Raw genomic sequence first — 23,494 nt, 5'->3', positions numbered from 1 at the left:
GCGTCTGATGTGTTTAAGAGAGAAATTATTTAGTTGGCGCACAAATTGATTTTTTTCGCAGACATAACGCCATAATAATCCCGAAGATTGCACCTTGGGTAATAATTGCTGAACCACCATAACTAAAGAAAGGTAGCGGGCTACCCATTACTGGAAGTACGCCACTCACCATACCGATGTTAATAAAGCTATATAAGAAAAAGCTCAGTGCAAAAGAGCCACTCACTAATCGAGCAAATGTTGATTCAGATTGGTTCGCCAGCCATAACACACGAAATGTCATAAATGTGTATATCGCTAAAATCACAAAACTACCGATATAGCCCCATTCTTCAGCAAAGGTAGAGAAGATAAAGTCAGTATGGCTTTCTGGAATAAAGCCTAAGTTACCTTGGGTTGCATCCATCCAACCTTTACCCACCATGCCACCAGAGCCAATCGCAATTTTTGATTGAATGATTTGATAGCCCGAGCCCAGTGGATCGGATTCTGGATCTAAAAACTGCAAAATACGCTTCTTCTGGTACGTTTCCATGACAAAGTACCAAGCAAGGGGCAAGCTAACGCCAATAATTGCCACCACAGAGCCAATTAGCTTCCATGACATACCTGCAAAATATAGGACGAATAGGGCATACATGACAGTGAAAATCGCACCATCCAGATCGGGTTGAATAAAGATTAAACCTGCAGGAATAGCGGTTAGGAGCAAACAGATCATGATTTTCTTGAGGCTAGGTCGGCCTGCATCACTTACCAGGATCCATGCCATCATCATAGGTATTGCTATTTTCACCAATTCAGAAGGCTGAAAACGAATAGGGCCTAATGCTAACCAACGTTGTGAACCGTTGGTACTGTCACCTAATACAAATACACCGACCAGAAGTAGGACAGTGATTAAAAATAAATAAGGGGCACTGCGCTCGTATGTAGCCGGTGAAATTGACGACATAAACAACAGTGCAGCAATCGCTACGCCTGCACGGATTAAGTGACGTTCAATAATAGGAACACTAAAACTGCTGGCACTCCACACACTCAATGAACTGAAGGTGATCAGAATTAAAATCGATATCAGTAATGGAACATCGATATAAGGACGGAATTTATTCATCGTGTACTTCAATATTCACGCGAATTTACGCAGAAGATATAAATAACCGACACTTTAGGTGACTTCTCGTTGTCTGCAAGATAAAAAGTGCAACGAAATGTACCGTGAGCAATTTTGTGAATAAAGTGAATGAAAATCTAAGTAATAAATTTATTAAAAACAGGCTTGTGAAAAGGGAGCCGAGCCAAATGATTTTAATCTAATTAGTGATAGAACCCAGAGAACAAAATATCAAACCAGCTATACTCTCAAGGTGAATTTTCTAGGGGAATCAAATGGATCGTTATTACTGGGGAATAGATTTAGGCGGCACTAAAATTGAGTGTATTGTGATTGATCGTGACACCGAGCAAAGTGTTATTCGTGAGCGGATTGCCACGGAAAGTGTAAAAGGTTATACGCATATTTTGCAGCAAATAAAGACGCTCATTGATCGATGCGCAGATAAATTAGGTCAATATCCTAAATCTGTCGGGTTCGGTACTCCTGGTACATTAGATCCTATTCATGGGGTAATGAAAAACTGCAATACCACTGCGCTAAATGGCAAAGCATTAGATAAAGATCTTAATGCGTTGTTGAATATTAAAGCAGTATTAGCCAACGATGCGAACTGCTTTGCTCTTGCTGAAACCCATTATGGTGTTGTTAAACGCATCAAGCCTGATGCGCAAATTGTGTTTGGTATCATCATGGGAACGGGTGTTGGCTCGGGCATTGTGGTTGATGGTAAATGTCTATATGGCTGTCATGGTATTGCAGGTGAATGGGGACATAATGTTATCGAAGCACAAGGCGCAGATTGTTACTGTGGTAAGCAAGGTTGTGTTGAAACAGTGATCTCAGGAAAAGGTTTAGAGCGTTATTATCGTGAGATTTCAGGGCAAGACTTACCATTGCCTGAAATTGTTGCCGCTGCAAAAAACGGTAATGCGAATGCCGAGAAAACGATAGCGCGTTTACGTCATTACTTTTCGTTAGCGGTTGCGAAGATCATTAATGTTATTGATCCCGAAGTTATCGTGATTGGTGGTGGTGTCGGTAATGTTGATGAACTTTATCAAAATATTGACCAACTCATTCTTCCACATTTGTTTAATTCAGAATTAGATACCCAGATTGTTAAACCAGAATTGGGCGATAGTGCCGGAGTATTTGGGGCTGCTGCATTGGTGAAGCATCTTTAGCAACGTATAAATAAAACAAAAGGCGTGGCTCATACCCTTTAACTTAAAGAGTAGAAGACACGCCTTTTTAAATTCTTTTGTCTTAGCTTGCCAACACTTGTGGCTTGCGCTGTAGACTTGCAAATAGCATGTAAATTGCTGTTGCCAGTAGCACAATGAAGAAGAAATCCATTAAGCCATTTGGCTGAGCCATAAAGGTGTTTGCGCCAATAGGACCAAGCGCAGAGCCAATGCTGTAGCTAAATAGCATCACCTGCGTTGCAGCAACAATGTAAGATGAATCTAAATTGTCACATGCCAGTGTAATGGCAATAGGGTATAGCGCAAATGAAGACATACCAAGCAACGCAAGTGCTGTTACCAATACAGTAAAATCAGATGATAAATGCGTAATACCCATTGCAAATACACCCACTAAAGACATCAGTGCTAATAGTAGTGTTTTACTCATTTTCACTGAAAGTTTACTGATGATTGGTTGGATCACCATACCACCTAGGATAATGGATGCCATTAGTACACCCACTTGGTTTGTTGAAAGTGAGCTTTGCTTTAAAGCAAGTGGCATTAAGCCATAAATGCTGCCCATCACAACACCTGAAGTCATACAACCGATGATCGCAGGCTTGCTTAAACGTGTAATTTGCTTAAATGACAGCACTTGGTGCGCATCGCTGTTTGGTTGGCCTTGTTTCACTAATAGTGGTGGCAAAATAGCGATAAGTAGTAATGCCATTACAACCATAAAAGGAATAAAGCCTTTCACGCCAAAGACACCTACAGCTAACTGACCGATCGTAGTGCCGCCGTACAGTGATGTCATGTAAAAGCCTAAGCGTTTTGCTCTCTCTTTTGGGCTATCACCAATCAGTAACCAAGACTCAACAACGACAAAGATCCCAGCCACAGCCATACCTGCGACTAAACGTGCAAATAACCATACTTCCTTATTAGGAAAAATAGGTAATACAACGACAGTGGTAGCAAGTAAGCTTAAAAATGTAATAAACGCAACACGGTGACCAATCTTTGCAATGATTGGCTCAATCATCATTGATCCCACAAGAAGACCAACATAATAAATGCTCGCTAACCAACTGGCATAAGAACTATCAATATTAAAATTACCTAATGATAGTGGGATCAGACTCATTAGATAGCCTGATGCAATTGCGAATACCGTTAGTCCTGCAACTGGCACGAAAACGCCATTAGTTGCGCGAGAAGTAGTGATGTCTTGCACTACCTTGATCTCCAAGTTAAAGAGGTTGTAATTCACTGTCTTTATTAAAGAATTTGACGCTAAGAATGCGAAAGTCCAGAAATCAAGGAATGATCACTGGTACTAAGAAGACAGTACTGATTGTAAAGGTGTTTCGATTGAAAACGCGGCGATTATTCATCTAATATTCAGATTAGTAAAATGAGAAAAACTAATGAGAAATGGCGTTTCTAATAATATTCAATAATGACAAAAAATAATCATTAGAGTTATGCTTATTCTAATGAGTATATGACTAAGGATTTATTGCTTAATATATTTATTATTAAGGTATTAGCGCAAAAAATAGGGAGGAAAAATAATTTTTAGCCAAAGAAATGATTAGTGTTGTAAATGTTGCTTTATATATAAAAAGTACCAATTAGAACAAATTATTTTCAAAATGGTATAAGTAACTTGATTAACTAAGATGATGTTTGGATTACAAATAGTAAAAAACCACCTGCGATAGCTTATGGACTATAGCGAGGTGGTTTAGAGTATTATCGATTAGCGTTTATTTTTCAGGTAGCGCTTACGACGTTCTTCTTTGATTTTTGCTTTTTCTTCGGCTTTACGTTCCGCTTCAATCGCAACATCAATCAACTCTTGAGTGATCATCTCAGGGCGTTCCATCGTGATCTTACCTAGCGTACCGTTACGAAGCTCATTGATTAGAATTTCAGAAACTTTATGTAGATCAACACGGCCACCGCTTTGTAAACAACCACGGTTACGACCAATTTCCTCTAGTAGCTCCATTTCAGATTCAGGGAACTCATCATCAAGGTTATAGCGAGCTTTTAATAATTCAGGGTAGGCTTGCGCAAGATACTCAACCGTAAAGAACGCCACATCAATGTAATCCATTGCTGTATCTTTAACGGCACCGGTTGCAGCTAAGCGGAAGCCACTGTGTGGGTTTTCAACTTTTGGCCACAAAATTCCCGGTGTGTCTGATAGCACAATACCATTTTGTAAATTGATACGTTGCTGCTGACGAGTAACAGCCGGTTGGTTACCTGTAATTGCGACTTTGCGACCTGCAAGGGTATTGATGATGGTTGATTTACCAACGTTTGGAATACCCATGATCATGGTGCGAATGTTCTTGCCCATTTCTTCACGATTAGGAGCAAGTTTACGACATAACTCAGTGATCATATTCACTTCGTTGATATTTTCAGTCGTGATCGCAATAGCTTTAACGTTCTGTTCTTTTTCTAAATGATCAATCCAAAGTTTAGTCATTTCAGGATCAGCTAAGTCACGCTTATTCAGTACTTTAACGACAGGTTTGTCATTTTTTTCACGAAACGTTTTGATCAGTGGGTTTTCACTACTAAACGGGATACGAGCATCTAATACTTCAATGATCACATCAACTTTCGGTAGTGCTTCCTCGATCTCTTTACGAGCTTTGTGCATGTGACCCGGAAACCACTGAATGCTATTACTCATCTTCTATGTACTCTTTATTTGTCTGTTTATCCCTTAGTTTTAACCAAGGGCACTTAAATTGGAGAGTAAGTGAGGGAGTACACATACGTACACAAGTCATTTCTCACTTACATTTTTAACTTGGTACTCAGTCTATCATAATTGCGGTGAGATAACGCTTTACTACTAAGTAAACTCATTGTTACTTGATTGGTTTTAGTACAGGCGTCTACCCACCCATGCTAAATGGCATGGGTGGGAGAGAAGTTAAGCGGTAGTTTTCTGGATTGCAGAGACAAACAAATTCACTTCTTTGGCTAGTAACTGTAGCAAGGTGTGGTTATCTAGCTTATAGATTTCATTTTCAATATAAGTAAATGATTGGTAAATCAGTTGTTCTTGCTTTGAGATATGTTTAAATAACTCGGTATGTTTTTGCGATTTTTCGAGTGTTTGTTCCAGTTCACGCAGTGAGCTAATAGCGCTGTCAAGATCGCTACTAATCATGGGATCAAGAGCTAATGATTGTTTGTTTTCATTTACTTGAGTCAAAATGCGCAAAATGATATTTGAACTTCTACTACATAACAGAATGTGTTCACCAGTTTGTGATTTTCGATGTGGCTCGCCTAAATATCCCATCCAGTGATCAAACAAGTTAGTATCATTAACAACACAAGCTTGATAGTGACGTTGTAACTCAGTTGTGACGTTATCTGATTTGTTACTCATGTAGGTTTTCAATGAATCAAGGTAACGGATGTAGCCAGCGATAGTTGTTGTTAACTGGGTTGGAAATGATTTCTTTTTCCAACCCGGAGCTAAGATAGACACGAAGAATAGTGGTAAAAAGACCCCAAGTACGGTGTTATCAAGTCGTGGTAATAAAATGTTGTCGCCCTGACCATTTAGTGAGAAGCCAGCAAATACAAAGAGGGTGACGAAAAATACCGCAAAGCCATAGTGACGTGCTGCAGTATGGAAAAAGAGCACCACTGCAATACAGAAGATAAATGGTAGAATATCACTTGATACTTGGAAGTGAAGTAATCCTCCGACCACGATTAATCCACAAATAGTGCCTGTTAAACGTTGTAGCAATCGCGTCCAAGTCATTGATAGGTTAGGACGTAGCACTAATAAACTCGTCATTAGCGTCCAAAAACCAAACTCCAAATTTAAAGCACGTACAATAATTAGCCCTGTCGCTAAACTCAACGTACCGCGTAGTGCATGACGAAAGTAGCTTGATTTTAACGTCATCTGGCTGGTCAGTTTGGCAACAATTTCTCGCCATTTCCATGAAATAACGATCGGTTTGATTAGCCCGGTATTTTTAACTTCAGTTGTCTGCTGGCTAAGTTGTTGTAATGATAAATAGATGATGTCGAGTTTATTAATGTACGCGTAAGCAGCAATCGCTTCTTCTTGTAATTCTGGATTGACTGAGTGTTGGCGCAATGCGTCAAAGTTAATCTCAGGCATCTTAATACGGCTAACATTATCTACGGTGACTTGTGCTAAGTACTGGCTAATTTTTAAATTTGCCTGATGGATATGTTCTAACCACTCTGGACATGCTTGTTTGAGTTGGGATGTTGGGGTGAAGTACATCAAGCGTGTTTGCTCATTAATACGTTCTGCAACCGTCAAAAAGCGGTAAATATCTTGCAGCTTTGCGCTATCTTCACCAGCTGTAAATTGCTGGTGGATACGGCTTTCTAAGGTGTGTGATAAACCGGCAATTTGTGAGCGTAACTGAGCTGATGTAATGAAAAGCTGATTGTTATCTGATTTAAAAATAAAGCCATGATCATGAGCTGTGAGCTTTTTAGCTAAAGCTTGATAAAGATCGGAGAGAATATCTTTCGACTCTTGATTAGGTAAAAAGTAGATAGCTAATGCTTGCCAGAAAATATACCAAAGTGCACCACCTGTTAGCCACATAGGGATCAGCCAAACAGGTCTTCCATCTATGTGCAGCAGCATGGCGTAGATAGCCAATAGAATTGAGGCAAAACCAATTGCACCAAGTCTTGGACTGAGTACGGCCAGCATAAAGAGACTGAAACTTACAATCGTTAAGCTAATAACAAAGACGATAGAATGTGGAAATACGGCTTCGGTACCAAGGCTGATCAAAAAGAATAAAGGGACGGTGATCAGAAAATCGAGAATACGGTAACGCGTGACGCTTGAGGTATCTGCAAAACCACAACTAATACTACCCAGTGAGAACGCGATCCCCATCGTGACATGTCCCATAAGAAACAGAGGTACAGAACATGTGATGAAACTAAAGGCTGCAATGTTAGTTCTGAAGTTGAGAAATGTCCGTAGTGAAGGATACCGGAGCAATAAATTAGATAGATTCATAAATTTAGTATGTTTATAGAGTGTAATTTACTTCGTTAATCATAATCCCTTTTACGAAAGAGTGAAGTTTTTTAGGTATATTTAATAATATACTAATCATAAAAAATATGTGTATTTATTTCTATTTGATGAATGGTTATTCTCAACTATTGATTTTATATAAATATGTATATTGTAGAAGAGAAGCATATTATTTTATATTCATAGCAGCGCTAGTTATTTAAAATAATATTCTTCTTATACTATTAAATAACATAGTAATAGTAAGGGCTCTAATAGTTACACTATTTAAAATATACAATGCTGATTGTAGTTGTAAGTGTATTTATGTCGTAAATCGAGAATAACCACTTGATTTGTTATGGTTATTTCCATGTCGATAAATTGATATAAATATCAATAAATTTGTTGATATATCTCATTAATACTGTTTATTATGCTTTTCCAATAAGTTACCAATACAACAAACAACATGGAGAAAGTTGTTAATGTCATTGCTTAAGGATATGTCTGTTAAGTTACAAATAGCCTTACCTGTAATATTTATTGCTATTTTATTATGTATTGCATTATTTATGGGGCGTAATAATTTAATAGAAAGTGTTGATAAAATGAATGCAACCACTTCTCAAGTTGTGGAAGCAAAAGACAGTACAGCGATGTTAATTAGCAGTAGTTACGCAATGCGTGTAAGTGCTATTTATGCGATTTACGATAAAAAATCATTGCCGCGTTTGTCAAAATCATTAGAGAGTAGTGAGTTAAGTAATCAAGCCGCTATTTTACAGTTACAAAAAATTCCAGAAATTAATAAAGAGCTAGAACTATTTCGTACAGCGATGTTGGCTTATATCAATTTTAGCCGTGATACGGTGTTAGGTATTTTGGATAAAAGACATGCTGGGAATATCGCAGATTCAGAGTATCAACAGTTTATTGTTAAGTATCGTCAACTCGGAGACGATATGATCGCTGCTATCAATGCGCTAGATGAACGCGTAAATAAGACAGTAAATGCATACATAAAGGAGCAAAAAGCGGAACACAGTAAGGCGATTAACCAAATCGGGGTTGAGTTTATTATTACTTTACTGATAGCTCTCGCTATCTGTTTTGTGATTGGTTCAATGATTGTTAAACCGATTACTGTTTTGCAACGTGCAATGCAAAAAATAGCAGAAGGTAATTTGCAGGATGAAATTAATGTTGATGGTACCAATGAAGTTGGCGAGTTAGCGAAGAACCTTAATCGTATGATCCGCAAATTGCGCTCAACGGTGACTGTGCTTAATGATGTCGGGCGTAATGTTGCATCATCATCGACAGAGCTATCGACAGTAATGAAAGACTCTGAGCAACATGCCAACGATCAAGTTATCGAGATTGAACAAGTGGTAACGGCGATTGAGCAGTTGACCACAACCGCACAAGAAGTCACGCAAGCCGCACAGAAATCTGATAAAAATGCTAAGAGTGCAAGTGACTTAGCGATTAAGAGCCTAGATTTATTTTCTAACAATCAACAAGCTAATGAAGAGATGGCAAATTCATTAATGGAAGCGGCAGAAGTGGTTGCGCAGCTTAAAGTACAATCCGCACAAATTAGTCAAGTGATTGACTCGATTCAAGGAATTTCGGAACAAACAAATTTACTGGCACTAAATGCTGCGATTGAAGCGGCACGTGCAGGGGAAAGTGGCCGTGGTTTTGCTGTTGTGGCTGATGAGGTTCGTCAATTAGCAGCAAGAACGCAGGATTCAACCAAAGAAACGCAGCAGATCATTGAGCAATTACAAGCACAATCGACATCTGCGAACGAGCGTATGCAATCAGCGATAGATACGTTAGAGAATAATAAAGTGGTTTCTAATCAAGCGAATGAAGCATTAGAGGGGATTACTGCTGCAATTTCTATGAATAGTGATATGAATACGCATGTTGCTACAGCATCAGAAGAGCAGTTACAGGTCACCATGGATATCAGCAATAGCATTGAAAATATTCACCATATAATTCGTCAGAATGCATCGGGGCTAAGTCAGTGTACCGTTGCTAGTGAAGAGCTATCAGATTTGGCTGAAAAGCAAAGTGAGCAACTTAAGTATTTTACTTGTTAGTGGTCGTCGCAAATAATTTGAATATGTAATAAAAGCTTCACATCCTATTTCTTTTTAATGGAAAGGTGAGGCTTTTGATTATTTAAGAAACAGCAATAGGTGTTTTTTTGTGTATGCGCTGCTGGTTGATTTCGTCTACACGCATTAATAGATAATCTTTAAAGTTGGCGCATCGAGCAGGCATATATTTACGCGGTTTGTAATAAAGACTGAGTTCAAACTCACTACTTACATAGTTATTTAATACAGTCACTAGCTTTTTATTCTTCAGCTCTTCTTGAATTAGGCTATAGGGTAAGTAAGCAATACCGCCACCCGCTAAAGTGATATTTTTCAGTATTTCACTGTCATCGGCTTCAACAGATCTTGGTATTTGAACTGAATTGTATTCGCCATTTTGCTCAAAAATCCATTTATTACCGCCCACTAACGTCGTGGCAAATAAGCATAAATGCTGTTTAAGATCATTGGGAACGATAGGTTCACCATAACGTTGAATATAGCGAGGAGAACAGCATGCTTTAAGGGGTTCACTAAATAAAGTCCGCTTGACCAGCAAGCTATCTTTATCTTGAAAGCCACGATAAGTTGCATTTGCTCGTATTGCGAAATCAACCTCATGAACATTATCGACTTCAAACGCCGTTTCAATAACAACAAAGTTAATGTTGGGGTTGTCACTGATATATTCACCAATGATTTGGCTGAGAAAATGTTTCGCAAACAAGGGAGTACTGGCAATTTTTATAGTACCAATATCTTCGTTGCCGAGGTTTTGGATTTCATTCACCATATCAGTGATTTGACTGTTAATGTGGCTAAATTGTTTAAACAGTAAATCACCTGCTTGCGTGGGTGTGATTTTACGGGTTGTGCGCTTTATTAGACTCACTCCCATGGCTTCTTCCAGCTCGGTTAACCAACGGCTACCCGCAGAAGGCGATATACCGTATTGCTTAGCAGCATCGGTAAGAGAGTGACAACGTACGACATGAAGAAAAAAAACAATTTTATCTAACATCCGCATTCCTTGCTTAGCTAAAAGAATATCCTATTGGTATGACGACTTATCATAACGGGATGGTTCATGGTTTAAATATAGCAAATATGAAAATTTAGACATTTTCTTAATTCTGGAACGGTATTTGATTATATCTGCAAGAGTGAATTGCTTTTATGCAACTACAAGATGAAGTGCGTTATCTACGCTTAATAGTAAGCCGTAAACATTAGCGCTTATTTATTTGGGGATAACGATAACTACATATAGCAAGTATGTGTTTTTAAGAGGGGTAGTGAAATGCTAACTGATAAGGTTTGTCTAGTAACCGGTGGGGCTCAAGGTATTGGTCGCTGTATTGTTGAAACCTTCGCTAATCAGAATGCAAAGCATATTTTTGTTTGTGACATGAATTTAGGTGCGATGGCTGATTTAGAGCAGCAATTTTCTAATGTGACTGCACTTGAATTGAATGTATGCGATCGAAAACATGTTTCTGAAACTATTACCAAAATTGCAGAGAAGTACGGAACGATTGATGTCTTAGTCAATAATGCAGGTATCACGCGTGATAACTTAATTGAAAACATGACAGAGAATGATTGGGATCTGGTTATCGATGTGAATTTAAAAGGCGTGTTTAATATGACTCAAGCCATTGCGCCTTTAATGATGGCGTCTGGCTCAGGTTCAATTATTACTATGTCATCGGTCGTGGGTACTGACGGAAATATAGGTCAAACTAATTATGCTGCTACTAAAGCTGGTGTTATAGCGATGACCAAATCTTGGTCTAAAGAGTTCTCACGTAAAGGGGCGAAAGTTCGTGCCAATTGCGTTGCTCCAGGGTTTATTGAAACACCGATGACGGTTGATTTACCTGAAAAGGTTATTGATTTTATGGTGTCAAAAACACCGCTGAAACGAATGGGTTTAGCACAAGATATTGCCAATGGCGTGTTATTTCTAGCCAGTGATAATTCAAGTTTTATCACTGGTCAAACGCTGAAAATTGATGGTGGACTTGTGATTTAGTTGTAGTTGTTGCTCCTCCCTGAATCGAACTTAGGGAGGAGTATTTTCCTACTAAAACTGAATATAGCTTTAATGGATGATAGGTATTTGGCTTGTTCATCGATGGTTTTGTCAGAGCAGTGTAAAACATGCGAGTTTGATGCATTATTTCAATGATTTCTAAATAAAAAGCATTAAACTGCATCGACTTATATTGCTAGGAATCATAGATTGACTTATTTATTTATAAACTACATAGGGATCGTGTGCCTATTACTGCTGTTGCTAGCAGTGATTATGCTTTATAGGTCAATACAAAAGGAAAAAATGTGGCTAAGTCGTGTGGCATTATTACTGATGGTGATCAGTGGCGGCATCCTAGTTGCAAAACAATATCAAGATTATCGTTTCTTTTCTGAGCGTTTAGATAACCGCCATGAGCATAGTGGTTTTGCTGATATTCAATAAGCTTTTATTCAAGTTACTAAGAATTAGCACATGGTTGCAATAGTGACCTGATTTGAATGAAAGAGAGCATAAATTTCCATACCTACCCGTAAATTTTCTTCCATTAAATCACGATTATCAACAAGTGCGCAGATAGCGATATCATCAGTTAATGCAATAGTCACTTCGGTTGATTTCATATCTTGTACTAATGCAGTGATCGTTCCAACTAATTGATTATCAAAACGATCACGTTTTCCGTGGATCAAGTTATCTTCACTGCACACGGTAATAGCTGGGCCTTTGATCAGAGCAACCACATCTTTATCTGCTTCTAATTGAAGTTTTACCGTGCTGCCATGGGTGATGGTGGCTGAAATTCTATGGTGAGGTGTAATTGCAATCTGCACGACATCATGTAAATCATGACGTTCAATGTGGCTGATATGTCCGAAAAACTGATTACGCGCACTGGTCTGTAAAGAGAAGCGTGACATTACCGCTAATAGACTTTCTAACGGTGCACTATCATCATTTAAAGCTTTTAGCCCCATATCTTGGATTTGATGAAGCAATTGATACATCTGTACTAGGCGTTTACCAAAACGAGTAAGTGCAGCACCACCACCGCCTTTACCACCTTTTTCACTTGATACTAAAGGTTCGCCAGCTAGAAGATTCATCTCTTTTACAGCATCAAAAGCCGTTTTGTAACTTATCCCTGCTTCTTTAGCTCCCTGACTGATTGATCCCGTACGTTCAATAGCATTGAGTAATGCAATACGACGAGGATTAGCAAACATTTTATTTTCAATAAGAAGAGTCGAGATAGCTGTAAGGTTCATAGCAAAATTTTAAATTATAGTTTTCTCTATCTTAGCGCAGTTTGTTGGTAAGACATAATGCAAAAGCGAAGTAACCTTTTGTATTTATTATGTTCTTATTGATTGCAGAAACGTTAATTTAGTGGGTGATCAATAAATTAGAATGACGCAAGTATCAAATGTGAGCAATCTGCACTCATTTATCATGAGTGCAGATCATTGTTTATTTCATACAGAAGGGGTTACGTTTGGCTATATGATCTGTGAGGCTATACACCGATTCACAACAACATTGTTCCATGACTTGTTGCAGCTGTTTTTTCAACATATTAATGGTGTGATGACCGCCGTGTTCACCTAAAGCCCCTACGCCATACATAAAGCTACGACCCAAGAAAGCAAACTCAATACCCGTCGATAAGGTACGTGCAATATCAGCTCCATCACGAATGCCACTGTCCATCATAATGGTGATTTGACCTTTGCATTTCTCCATAATTTCAATCGATTTACTGATGGTAGAAGGACCCGCATCTAACTGACGACCACCATGGTTAGATATGATGATCCCATCAAGCCCAAGGGAAATCGCTTTTTGGCTATCTTCAACGGTAGAAAGGCCTTTAAGCACTAAATTACCTTTCCATTTATCACGCAGACGGGCAACTTTATCTTCGCTTAAACGCCCATTAAAGGTTTTATCCATAAAGAGTGCCAAATGGTGCATGTCCATTGAACCTGACATGTATTTAGTCAATGTTTCAAATTGCGGCTGACCTTTTTTCAATGTGGCTAGTGCCCAGTATGGTGAAAGCATGATTTCTACCATATTGCGCCATGTCATTTTAGGTGGCATGGCTAAACCATTACGGATCTCTTTTGGGCGATAAGCAAAAGTAGGCACGTCAGAGAGCAAAACGAGCGTTTTGATCCCTGCCGCTTCACAGCGTTTAAGTAAATCGTCAGTAATGGCTTCATCAACAGGGTGATAGAGCTGGAACCATGCTTTACCTTCGGTGATTTCTGCGATTTTTTCTATTGGAGAAGTCGATACCGTACTTAATACGAATGGAATATTTTGCTCAAAAGCGGCTTTGGCTAAAATTTCAGGTGCGTTAGGCCAAATAAGCCCTTGTAAACCCACAGGGCTGATCCCAAATGGAGCATCATAAGTCTCACCGAACAGAGTGGTTTTTAAAGAAATCGAGTTGTAGTCGCGTAGGTAATAGGGGATAAGCTCAATCTGGCGAATATCATGGGTATTGCGTTTTAATGCAGTTTCAATATTGCAGCCACCATCGACATATTCAAAGGCAAATTTAGGTAGGTTAAATTTCGCTTTACGGCGTAGGTACTCAACGTCTGGATAATTGGTATTAAAATAGTCCTTCATTTTCATCATCTCTCTGTGATAGCTGCTTACTAACATAGAGCAAATTAATGGATTATGAATTCTGTATTTAGTATTTCTAATATACGAAAAATGGAATGAAAAAAGATTTGATAAACAGAAGCTTAAAGTTATTTGATAGGTGTTGTTTTATAAATTTTAAAAGTGGATACGTGGATAACGTGGCTGAAAAGGATAGATAAACAAAAGCCTCACGCTAAGTAGCTCTATTATTAGCGACTAAACGCAAGGCTTATGTTAGTTAAAACGCTTACTTACCAGCAATGTTGAGGCGAGCAAAACGAATTTTTGGTGCATAGAAACTGCGATTATAATCGTGTTCTAACACATTACTTACCGCATCGATTTCTTTGATCATTTGGTAGAAGTTACCTGCTACCGTAATACCACGTACCGCTTGAATACGTTGACCATCGCGGCATAAGAAACCACTCGCACCAAATGAGAAATCACCACTAATAGCATCAGCACCAGAGTGAACACCTTGCAATTCAACAAGCTCTAAATACTCGCCGCTAGTCGTATCAGCAATACTATTGACGCCTTCAGAGATTACTGTGTGACGAGAGCCAACACCTAATCCACCTTTTGCTGAACGTGATGCGTTAGCTGTGTTTTCGATACCGAAGTAACTTGCTGTGTGGCTGTTGTGTAGCAAACTATTTAATAGGCCTTCACCAACCAGCACTGTATCTCGGGTCGCAAAACCTTCGCTATCAAAAGCTTTAATAGAAAAACCACCTTCAATATAAGCTTTGTCAGTGATGGTAATAAGCGGGCTTGCCACTTGGTTACCAATTGCATCACGCCACGGGTTAATACCTTTCATCGCAGCTTGCCCTGAGGTACACATACCAAAGGCACCAAATAAACTGCTGAGTGAGCTTAAAGTGAAGATCACAGGGTATTGTCTGGTAGCAATGGGTGAGCCATCAAGCAATGCTGCTGCCATATCATAGCCATAGTTAATACAGTAGTTAGGATCTAACTCACTGAACTTACGACCTGATGACATACCACCATGCATGGCTTGCTTACCGTCTTTTTCAATTAAGCTATAAGCATAACAGTAAGTGGAACGTTCACTATGATGACAAAGTGTGCCTTGTGTATTAGCTAAAATTACATGAGCATCTGATTCAGCAAAGCCATTATATGGCGCACTTTTAGCATCGGGTTTGCTTACCACACCTTGCTCTAGCGATAGGGCAAGGGCGATTTTTTGATCTACATCGCCATCATCAGTTTGGTAGATCTCGCCTAAATCTGTGCTGATTTTGCTATCAATGCAGTTAATGGTTTGATGCGGATCTTGTTGTGAATATTCAGCATTTAACAGTGCATTATCCACCATTAAATCAAGGCTTGTTGGATCTAATGATTCAGAATAGCTGGTGGCAACACGTTGATCTTTTACCACACGTACGCCAATCACTTGACCTGACGTCACCTTGTATTCATCGAGCTCGCCGTTGTTGGCTTTTAATGAGAAGTTATTGCTGCGATTAGCGATAACATCAGCAGATGCACCTTTTTGGGTGACACGTTCAAGCACATGGTCGATGGCTTGCTGTAATTTATTTTGATCAGCCATTAGTTACCACCTCCCACAAGGATATTATCAACCTTCAATGCGGATTGACCCACGGTTGTTGGTACAGAACCACTCACAGAGCCACACATACCTGCCGCAAGTGCGAAATCATTACCAACCATGCTGATTTCTTTTAATACTTTCGGACCCGTACTGATTAAAGTTGCAGATTTCAGAGGCTTGGTGATCTTACCGTTTTCAACAAGGTAGGCTTCTTGTACTGCAAAGTTAAATTCACCTGTTCCCGGCTGAACCGAGCCGCCACCCATTTTCTTCGCGTAAATACCACGTTCAACACCAGCTAACATATCGTCTAGGCTGCTATCACCGGGTTCGATAAAGGTGTTACGCATACGTGACGTTGGGGCAAATTTGTAAGATTGACGACGACCAGAGCCTGTAGGCGCAAAGCCTGTTTTCATGCCGCCCATGCGATCAACCATAAAGCTGGTTAGCTTACCGTCTTTGATTAGCTGAGTTCGCTGGGTTTCCATGCCTTCATCATCAATATTGATAGACCCCCATTCGTTGATCATGGTGCCATCATCTACTGCATTGACCACGGAATTTGCGATCATTTCGCCCATCTTGTCGTGGAAAACTGAGGCTTTTTTCGCAACCGATGTTGTTTCAAGCAAGTGACCACAAGCTTCGTGGAAAATAACGCCACCGAAGCCATTACCAATGATCACCGGCATTTCACCTGAAGGGCAAGCATCTGCAAACAGTTTGATCATGGCTTGTTTCGCCACATCTTGACCTAACTGTTTTGGATCGACTTTGCTATTAAATTCCCAGCCAGTAAATGCGCCCGGCGCTTCATAGCCTGTAGATTGTTCACTGCCGTTTTGTGCCACGGCATTTGCAGAAATACGCGTGTAGTGGCGAGTATCACCAATGTGTAAACCTTCAGAGTTGAAGATCTCAATTTGTTGTTCACGCTGACTAATGTTACCGATGAACTGGCTGATCTTTTCATTTTCAGCTCGTGCAGCTTCATCCGCTTGGCGTAAAAACGCAATTTTGGCTGCCATGTTAGCATCTTGGCTTAATGGAAATTGGCAGCTGTGTTTATTGGTGAAACGATTTAAGTTCAAGCTACCTGCATTAACGATTTGATCGCGTTTGTCTTTTGCAGCGAGTAGGCTAGTGACACGTTTTAACTCTTCTTCATCGGTACTATTGGTGTAGCCGTATAAGACTTTAAAGCCGAAAAATAAACGAATACCGATACCGAAATCGATCCCTGAGTTAATTTTATCGATCTCACCAGAGATTAACTGTACTGAGTTAGACTGATGATGCTCAACAAAGAGTTCAGCAAAATCAGCACCTAAAAATAGCGCATGATCGATGACTGCTTTAGCAGTGCTAGGGTTTAGCATGTTTGCTCCCTTGTATTTTTATGAGCTCTATTTAATAAACTAGCAGTTTTTTATTGTTTCTTCCTCCATAGATAAAATAGGTCGAAACGATTAAATACTGAGTTATCAGTGAGTAACTGTATTGCGTTACTGGTTGTCCTCTGAAGGCAAAATAATAGAGCGAAGAATTTGTTCCAGTTCATCCCAAGGTAAAACTTCACTATCAATCACTTCAATACGTGATTCAAAACCGTCTAGTGATAGCTCGTTAACCGAAACAACTTGATTTACAACATTAAAAGCAAAACAACCATTTTCCGTGTTCACCACTGCTTTCACACGGTTTGCATTGATGCTTGAGAATAGGCTGAACAGTTTGGAAAACTCAAAGCGTTGATCGGCAGCAAAGAACCAACCACAACTGTGGAATCCTTGTCCGTGGTTTTCCTTACGAATGAATTGTTGACCTGGTAAAAGTTCAATCTCTGGCTCTGGGGCAATATCGTGATGGTGATCATCGTGATGATGATGGTGACTATGTTGTGCTTGGCGCTCAATGCGTGGAATATCAAGCCATTCTAGCTCTAGTTTGCCCAGTTCTACCTCACCAATTAAGGCTTTTTTGGGCTCAGCTTGCTCAACTGCAGATTGGAAAGTGAATAGATCATAATCGTCACATTGGTCAATCTTATTAGCAACCACGACATCGGCAAGGGCAAGCTGATCTTGGAAGTTCTCATTGTTGGTATAGAAGCTATCGGCAAAATGACGAGGATCGACAAGCGTGATCGTTGCACGTAAATCAACATAATCTTTGTAAACACCTGACGTCAGTTTTTTGATCACTTCTTTTGGGTGGCCTAAACCTGTTGGCTCTAATAATAAGCGATCAGGTTTTTGTGCAAGTAGGGCATTGATACCCACAGACATAGGTAATCCCGCTACACAGCACATACAACCGCCTGGGACTTCTTTGATAATGGCACCTTGTTGTTCGAGAATTGCGCCATCGACGCCAACATTACCAAACTCATTGATAAGAATTGCCCATTTTTCATTTTCAGGTTTACGAGCAAGAAGAGAAAGGATGGCAGTCGTTTTACCAGCACCTAAAAAGCCAGTAATAATGTTGGTTGGAATACGTTTCATGTTGTGCTGATCTCTATACGTCTACATCTGTAATTTGTTTATTCTACCGTATGTTACAGGGTTACGGTATCTAGCAACAGTATGTACTCATGTGAAGGTAGTGAAGCCTGAATTTATGAAAATTGAATTAAGGTTAAGAACGTAGCAGTTAAAGTGCTATTGTTTCCATCAAAGAGAAATTTTTCATATTTACAAAATAGTACGATGCTTTTCACGAAAGCTAACATTGGAGAGGTGAAATACAACGATTAAATAAATTGATGGTGGTTATCGGCATACAATAGATAACCTGTGTTATGAGTTGTTTAACGGCAAAAACGTCAAAATCGCCTGACAGGTAAATATCTATCTATAGGTGGTTTTTTGTAACGTGCTGATAAATAAAGATTGTCGTGTTTTTGTCAGGCTTGTGACGTGATGTTTTGAACTCGATATCGGTAGGCTTTAGCGGAAAGTAGCAAAAAGGATTTGTAATGATTATTCGAAAATTACGACTACAGCGTGGTTGGTCTCAAGAGCAACTTTCTCAATTAAGTGGATTAAGTATTCGTACTATTCAACGTATTGAGCAAGGACAAAAAGCGGGGCTAGAATCACTCAAATCTTTAGCTGCTGTGTTTGAAATACAAGTATCAGACCTTCAAATGGAGCCGCCAATGAACAAAGAAATCACCATTACAGAAGATGAAAAACAAGCGATTGAATATGTGAAGAGTATCAAAGAATTTTATTCACACTTAGTCACGTATCTTTTGGTTATAACTGGATTGTTCGTGATTAACTATTTTACTAGTCCTGATTATTGGTGGGCGGTATGGCCTGCATTAGGCTGGGGGATAGGTATTGTTAGCCATGCTCTTAGTGCGTTTGAAATACTTAATATTTTCGGTCCTGAGTGGGAGAGAAAGCAGGTTGAAAAACGTTTAGGCCGAAAACTGTAATTGATCCATGTAAAGCCAATGAATACTGATGCCACTTTTATTATTAACTGTTGGCATCAGTCTCATTGGCTTTTTGTTTTTATTTGAAACAGAGCTGCTTAGTTATTGGTTTAAAAACAGAAAAAGTCGAGTTAAGAAAAACTGAATCGTTAGCCATGTTTATAAATGTTACATTAAATGTTAATGAAAGTTTGAAAATAAACAGGGGGATAGATTGGGTTCAGCAATAAAAAAAATGTGGTATTCCCCGTCCGTCAATTTAGGTCTACGTGCTTCAGTTATCTTCATTATCCTCATAACCATCGGTGTAGCATCCAACCAAATCAGTAGCTTAATGACAGCTTTAATGACGTTACCTGCGGCATTAATTAGTGGTTTAGATACAGCAGGCCCAAAACGTTGGGTACGCTTCTTTATTACTGCTATTGCGTGGTGTCTATCCATTGTACTTTGTTACACCTTGCTAGAAACAGGGTTACTATTGTGGCTAGTGTATGGTGGGTTAGCAGCATTGTTCGTTTGCTTTGCGGCTAATGGCGCATTTTGGGGGCGGCTAGGGATGTCGTGCCTGTTAATGGCGGTTGTCTCTCTTTCACTACACAATTTAAACACCGAATTTCTTCAGTATATTTATCTGGTTATTGGTCCATTGGCTTTCGCTCTATTAAGTTGGTTATGGTTTGCAATATGGAAGCATTTTGCGCTCAGAGTTGGGCTTGCAGCGATTTATGACAGTTTAAGCGAGCTAATCAAGCAGCGTACCGCTATTTTATTAGGTGATCACAATGATGCGAAAGGGCAAAAGTTAAAATACCGACTGGTTGAATTATTTGAACAAGCTATTCAATCCGAATCATTTCGTTCACATAAGCAAGAAGTGGATCCATTGCGTCAAGAGCTCTTTTTAGCGCTTGATATCTTTGAAGGTATTTTGGCAAGCCAAACGAAAAATCCTGAGCTTATTTATCAGTTTGAACATGATGTTACTAAGCGAGAGCTATTATTACGGTGGAGTGAATGTTGCCAGCTTCAACTTAAGAATAAAGCAGCACAATTTCAACATCGTAAAACAAGCAATAACTCTTATTCTTGCATTGCTACAGCAGAGCAATTAATTGATGCAGTGAAAGGTGAGTTAGAACAACAAGCCCGTTTTAAATATTGGGCTGCTACAGTGAAACACATTTCTCGCAGAATAGAGTTAAATGAACAAAGCTATGAGCGAAAAATCGACATTCAGCCTTTTCAATTAACTTGGCATATTCCTAGTTTAAGTCATCCTATTTGGCGCCATGTGGCTCGGGTTAGTTTTATTTTTGCTGTCGGTGCTGGTGTGGCAGAAACCTTTAAATTGATCCATCCCGAATGGGTGTTGATCCCCATGATCATGGTTATTCAACCTACCTTTGCAGCTATCAGAAGTAAGATTTTGCACCGCTGTTTAGGCACAATTACGGGGCTATGTATTGCGACAGCGTTAATTCATATTGGGATTCCAACGCCATATCTATTGGCATTAGTGGCTGTTTTATTAGTCACTGCAATGCTCAATATTATGCGAAATTACGGCATTGCTATTGGTTGTGTCACCGCAATATTGGTGCTAATTACCCAAGTGATGACAAGTCAAGGTATTGATATTGTGATCCCGAGAGTCATGGATAATGTGATTGGTTGTTTGCTTGTTTTAGTCAGTTACGCGCTTCTATGGCCGCAATGGCGAGGTAATGAAATTCATGATCAAGCGTTGAAATCATTGGGAGCGGCAAAGGCGCTATTTTTAAACAGTTATCAGCAATTACAACAACCAATGGAACAGCGAGCACCGTCTACATTAAGTCAGCTGAGAGGGAAAATGCTGACAGAGGAAAGTAGCCTTGAATTGATTTATAAGGAAATGCTCAATGAACCTCAGTTTACCCGTCGCGATCCGCTTTATTACGAAGAAATGCTAAATCAATATCGGTTGTTATCGCATTATTTGTGTTTGTTGGTGCCACTTGTGCGTAAAGGTACGCAGCAACATGTACTTAAAGAGTGGGAAGCCGTGATCACTTCATCAATGGATGCATTAATTAACAGTGTTAAAACCCAAAGCGTGGTTGAATTGCCAATAATAGATGAAGACTTATTGCAACAACATCAAGATAAATCAATCAATGAACGTGCAGCCTATGAATTAATGTGGCTGTCTTTAATGACGGTAAAACAAATGCACGACTTAGTACGGGATAAAAATACGCAAGCAGTAAGCTAACAATTTATTGTCAAAGCCATAGAGAGTGAGCGGATATGCTCACTCTCTTTTTATCTGGGTGCTATTCGTTTACATGCATCACAGCTGAGTAAGAAACGATATTATGGAATACAACAGTTTCAGTTACTGCACGATAATCATGTGGTTTGTCTGCCTCAAAACGGATGGTTTCACCCTTAGATAAATAGTGCCATTCGCCATCGACATGAACGCCTAATTCCCCATCAATAACAACAGAATGTTCAATGGTTCCAACCTTGTGCGGTGATGAACATTGGGTATGAAAACGGGTTAGCGTGATTTCAAACATCTCAAAGTTTACCGTGGGATCATAAGCGATCAGCGTTTTGACATGTATATCGATATCGGCAGGAAATATTTTCCCGTCGGTATCATTAAGATCGCTAAAAAAGGCAGTAAACGAAGAATTTAAACCACTGGATATCTTCCATAGCGTTGCAACGGTAGGGCTCGACTCTTTACGCTCTATTTGACCTAGCATGGCTTTTGATACGCCAGTCAGCTTTGATGCTGCATCTAGACTCAGTTTTTGTTTTTCACGTAATGCTTTTAAATGCTTTGATATTCGAGCTTTAAAAATGTCTTCGTTCATTATTTTCTCTGTTGTGCGCTATAACGCACAAATAAACCTGTCTGTAATGTGCGCTATAACGCACATGTTAGCATTGTTCTAAGGAGTAGAGAATGAGCAAACTGCGATTTAATTTGAGTCACATATCAGCAGGGGCGATAGCTGTTTTAGTGGCATACACGTCATCTGTGATTTTGGTAATTCATGCTTTAACAGAAATGGGATTAACTCAGGGACAGATAAATAGTTGGTTGTTTACGTTGGGTTTGATCATGGGAATAACTACCATCATTTATTCTTTCTATTTTAAAGTGCCTGTATTAACAGCATGGTCGACGCCTGGTGCAGCTTTTCTTATTACTGCAGTAGAAGGTTATAGCGCAACTGATGTGGTTGGTGCATTTGTAGTTTGTAGTTTGTGGTTTATTGATCTTTATTACAGGGTTAATTCGTCCGTTATCGTTAGCACTACAACGTATTCCGTCGCCAATAACCTCTGCATTATTGTGCGGGGTAATACTACCGATTTGTTTAAGTGGAGTTACCCAACTAAATACACATCCAATGATGTTTTTGCTGTTGTTTACTGTTTATATAGTCGCGAAGCGGTTTATACCTCGTTATTCGATGCTGCTGACTCTATTGGTTTCAGTCGGCATTGCGCTCTATTTCAATACCCTAAATACGGCTTCAATGCATTTGGCTATGCCAAGGTTTTATTGGTTAACACCGAGCTTTGATATTGAATCAATCATCAATATCGCCATTCCTTTATATCTCATCACTATGCTGTCGCAAAATATGGCAGGATTTGCTGTTATTCAACATTTTCAATTTTCCGCCCCTGTGCGCCCAGTACTTTTAGGTACAGGTCTAATCAATATGATTGCGTCATCATGTGGGATCTTTACACTTAATCTTGCTGCAATTACCGCTGCTATTTGTATGAATGAAGATATTGATGGCAAACACAGTGATCGCTACAAAGCTGCTATTTGTGCTGGTGGGGTTTACATGCTGGTTGGTGTGTGGGCATCAGTTGTGGTGGCAGTTTTCTTATCTTTACCTGAAGGGTTGGCGGATATTCTAGCTGGACTTGCTCTGCTAACGACATTAATCAGTTGTTTTTACAATGCGTTTAATAAAGATGAATATCGAGAGCCTGCAATGCTGACTTTACTCATTACCTTATCAGGCATGCACTTATTTGGGATTAGCGCTGCAATATGGGGGGTATTTGTTGGGCTAGGTTATTTTAAATTTATGTCGGGAAAAACAATTAGGTTTAATTTACCTATAGCAAGAAAACGAAATAGCTAATATTTAGTCATTCATTCACCTTTGTCGATTTTTGCAAATACCCAAACGCATTTTTACAAAGTATCGCTTTCTATAAACAATCT

Annotated in this window: 17 protein-coding genes and 1 pseudogene; 7 read left to right on the top strand and 11 right to left on the bottom strand. The window is 39.4% G+C overall.

All coding sequences use genetic code 11. The annotated features are described in order from the left end of the window. Positions 1–25: 25 nt before the first annotated feature. Positions 26–1,117 (bottom strand): rod shape-determining protein RodA, encoded by a 1,092-nt coding sequence (gene rodA, locus E5A76_RS11240; RefSeq protein ID WP_161118991.1) that lies wholly within the window; start codon positions 1,115–1,117, stop codon positions 26–28. Positions 1,118–1,392: 275 nt separating this feature from the next. On the opposite strand from rodA, the gene E5A76_RS11235 reads away from it, so the two are divergent. Next, positions 1,393–2,304 carry an ROK family protein gene (locus E5A76_RS11235; protein WP_161118990.1) on the top strand — a complete coding sequence of 304 codons (912 nt, stop codon included), beginning with the start codon at positions 1,393–1,395 and terminating at the stop codon, positions 2,302–2,304. Positions 2,305–2,386: 82 nt separating this feature from the next. Here the strand turns inward: E5A76_RS11235 and E5A76_RS11230 are convergent, their stop codons facing one another. From E5A76_RS11230 to E5A76_RS11220, 3 genes are all read right to left on the bottom strand, one after another. Next, complete coding sequence (locus tag E5A76_RS11230) at positions 2,387–3,547, bottom strand: MFS transporter (RefSeq protein WP_161118989.1); 1,161 nt, start codon at positions 3,545–3,547, stop codon at positions 2,387–2,389. 528 nt (positions 3,548–4,075) lie between these two features. After that, positions 4,076–5,026 (bottom strand): ribosome biogenesis GTPase YlqF, encoded by a 951-nt coding sequence (gene ylqF, locus E5A76_RS11225; protein WP_161118988.1) that lies wholly within the window; start codon positions 5,024–5,026, stop codon positions 4,076–4,078. 246 nt (positions 5,027–5,272) lie between these two features. After that, entirely contained in the window at positions 5,273–7,255 is a 1,983-nt protein-coding gene (locus E5A76_RS11220; RefSeq protein ID WP_161118987.1) for an FUSC family membrane protein, read from the bottom strand. Between the two features lie 614 nt (positions 7,256–7,869). On the opposite strand from E5A76_RS11220, the gene E5A76_RS11215 reads away from it, so the two are divergent. Next, complete coding sequence (locus E5A76_RS11215; RefSeq protein WP_161118986.1) at positions 7,870–9,498, top strand: methyl-accepting chemotaxis protein; 1,629 nt, start codon at positions 7,870–7,872, stop codon at positions 9,496–9,498. An 82-nt stretch (positions 9,499–9,580) separates the two neighbouring features. On the opposite strand, the gene E5A76_RS11210 is transcribed toward E5A76_RS11215, so the two are convergent. Continuing rightward, positions 9,581–10,519 (bottom strand): LysR family transcriptional regulator, encoded by a 939-nt coding sequence (locus E5A76_RS11210; protein WP_161118985.1) that lies wholly within the window; start codon positions 10,517–10,519, stop codon positions 9,581–9,583. A 279-nt stretch (positions 10,520–10,798) separates the two neighbouring features. Here E5A76_RS11210 and E5A76_RS11205 point away from each other — a divergent pair, with 279 nt between their 5' ends. Both E5A76_RS11205 and E5A76_RS20670 read left to right on the top strand, forming a co-directional pair. Further along, complete coding sequence (locus E5A76_RS11205; protein ID WP_053988924.1) at positions 10,799–11,533, top strand: beta-ketoacyl-ACP reductase; 735 nt, start codon at positions 10,799–10,801, stop codon at positions 11,531–11,533. A gap of 306 nt (positions 11,534–11,839) precedes the next feature. Then, the gene (locus E5A76_RS20670) at positions 11,840–11,980 is read left to right on the top strand and encodes a hypothetical protein (RefSeq protein ID WP_237459154.1); all 141 of its coding nucleotides are present in this window, start codon (positions 11,840–11,842) and stop codon (positions 11,978–11,980) included. Positions 11,981–12,003: 23 nt separating this feature from the next. Here the strand turns inward: E5A76_RS20670 and E5A76_RS11195 are convergent, their stop codons facing one another. The 5 genes from E5A76_RS11195 to E5A76_RS11175 all read right to left on the bottom strand — a co-directional run bounded on the left by E5A76_RS11195 (position 12,004) and on the right by E5A76_RS11175 (position 18,301). Next, the gene (locus E5A76_RS11195) at positions 12,004–12,762 is read right to left on the bottom strand and encodes a TOBE domain-containing protein (protein WP_237459156.1); all 759 of its coding nucleotides are present in this window, start codon (positions 12,760–12,762) and stop codon (positions 12,004–12,006) included. Positions 12,763–13,006: 244 nt separating this feature from the next. Next, positions 13,007–14,176, bottom strand: coding sequence for an alpha-hydroxy acid oxidase (locus tag E5A76_RS11190; protein ID WP_161118982.1), 1,170 nt, complete (start codon positions 14,174–14,176; stop codon positions 13,007–13,009). A gap of 268 nt (positions 14,177–14,444) precedes the next feature. After that, a complete protein-coding gene (locus tag E5A76_RS11185; RefSeq protein WP_161118981.1) occupies positions 14,445–15,788 on the bottom strand; it encodes a TldD/PmbA family protein in 1,344 nt (447 codons plus the stop codon). After that, complete coding sequence (locus tag E5A76_RS11180) at positions 15,788–17,173, bottom strand: TldD/PmbA family protein (protein WP_161118980.1); 1,386 nt, start codon at positions 17,171–17,173, stop codon at positions 15,788–15,790. The genes E5A76_RS11185 and E5A76_RS11180 overlap by 1 nt, the downstream gene beginning before the upstream one ends. A gap of 126 nt (positions 17,174–17,299) precedes the next feature. Further along, positions 17,300–18,301 (bottom strand): CobW family GTP-binding protein, encoded by a 1,002-nt coding sequence (locus E5A76_RS11175; protein WP_161118979.1) that lies wholly within the window; start codon positions 18,299–18,301, stop codon positions 17,300–17,302. 473 nt (positions 18,302–18,774) lie between these two features. Here E5A76_RS11175 and E5A76_RS11170 point away from each other — a divergent pair, with 473 nt between their 5' ends. Both E5A76_RS11170 and E5A76_RS11165 read left to right on the top strand, forming a co-directional pair. After that, positions 18,775–19,242 carry a 2TM domain-containing protein gene (locus E5A76_RS11170; RefSeq protein ID WP_023934431.1) on the top strand — a complete coding sequence of 156 codons (468 nt, stop codon included), beginning with the start codon at positions 18,775–18,777 and terminating at the stop codon, positions 19,240–19,242. A 235-nt stretch (positions 19,243–19,477) separates the two neighbouring features. Beyond that, the gene (locus E5A76_RS11165) at positions 19,478–21,499 is read left to right on the top strand and encodes an FUSC family protein (protein WP_161118992.1); all 2,022 of its coding nucleotides are present in this window, start codon (positions 19,478–19,480) and stop codon (positions 21,497–21,499) included. 61 nt (positions 21,500–21,560) lie between these two features. On the opposite strand, the gene E5A76_RS11160 is transcribed toward E5A76_RS11165, so the two are convergent. Further along, positions 21,561–22,112 (bottom strand): helix-turn-helix domain-containing protein, encoded by a 552-nt coding sequence (locus tag E5A76_RS11160; RefSeq protein WP_161118978.1) that lies wholly within the window; start codon positions 22,110–22,112, stop codon positions 21,561–21,563. A gap of 92 nt (positions 22,113–22,204) precedes the next feature. Between E5A76_RS11160 and E5A76_RS11155 the strand changes: the two are divergent. Beyond that, a pseudogene (locus E5A76_RS11155) lies at positions 22,205–23,411 on the top strand (benzoate/H(+) symporter BenE family transporter). The last annotated feature ends 83 nt before the right edge of the window (positions 23,412–23,494 follow it).

The sequence above is a fragment of the Photobacterium lucens genome (assembly GCF_009873615.1).
GTDB classification, from domain to species: domain Bacteria; phylum Pseudomonadota; class Gammaproteobacteria; order Enterobacterales; family Vibrionaceae; genus Photobacterium; species Photobacterium lucens.
Note: the sequence above shows the minus strand (reverse complement) of the source record. Positions and strands in the feature narration are given on the sequence as shown.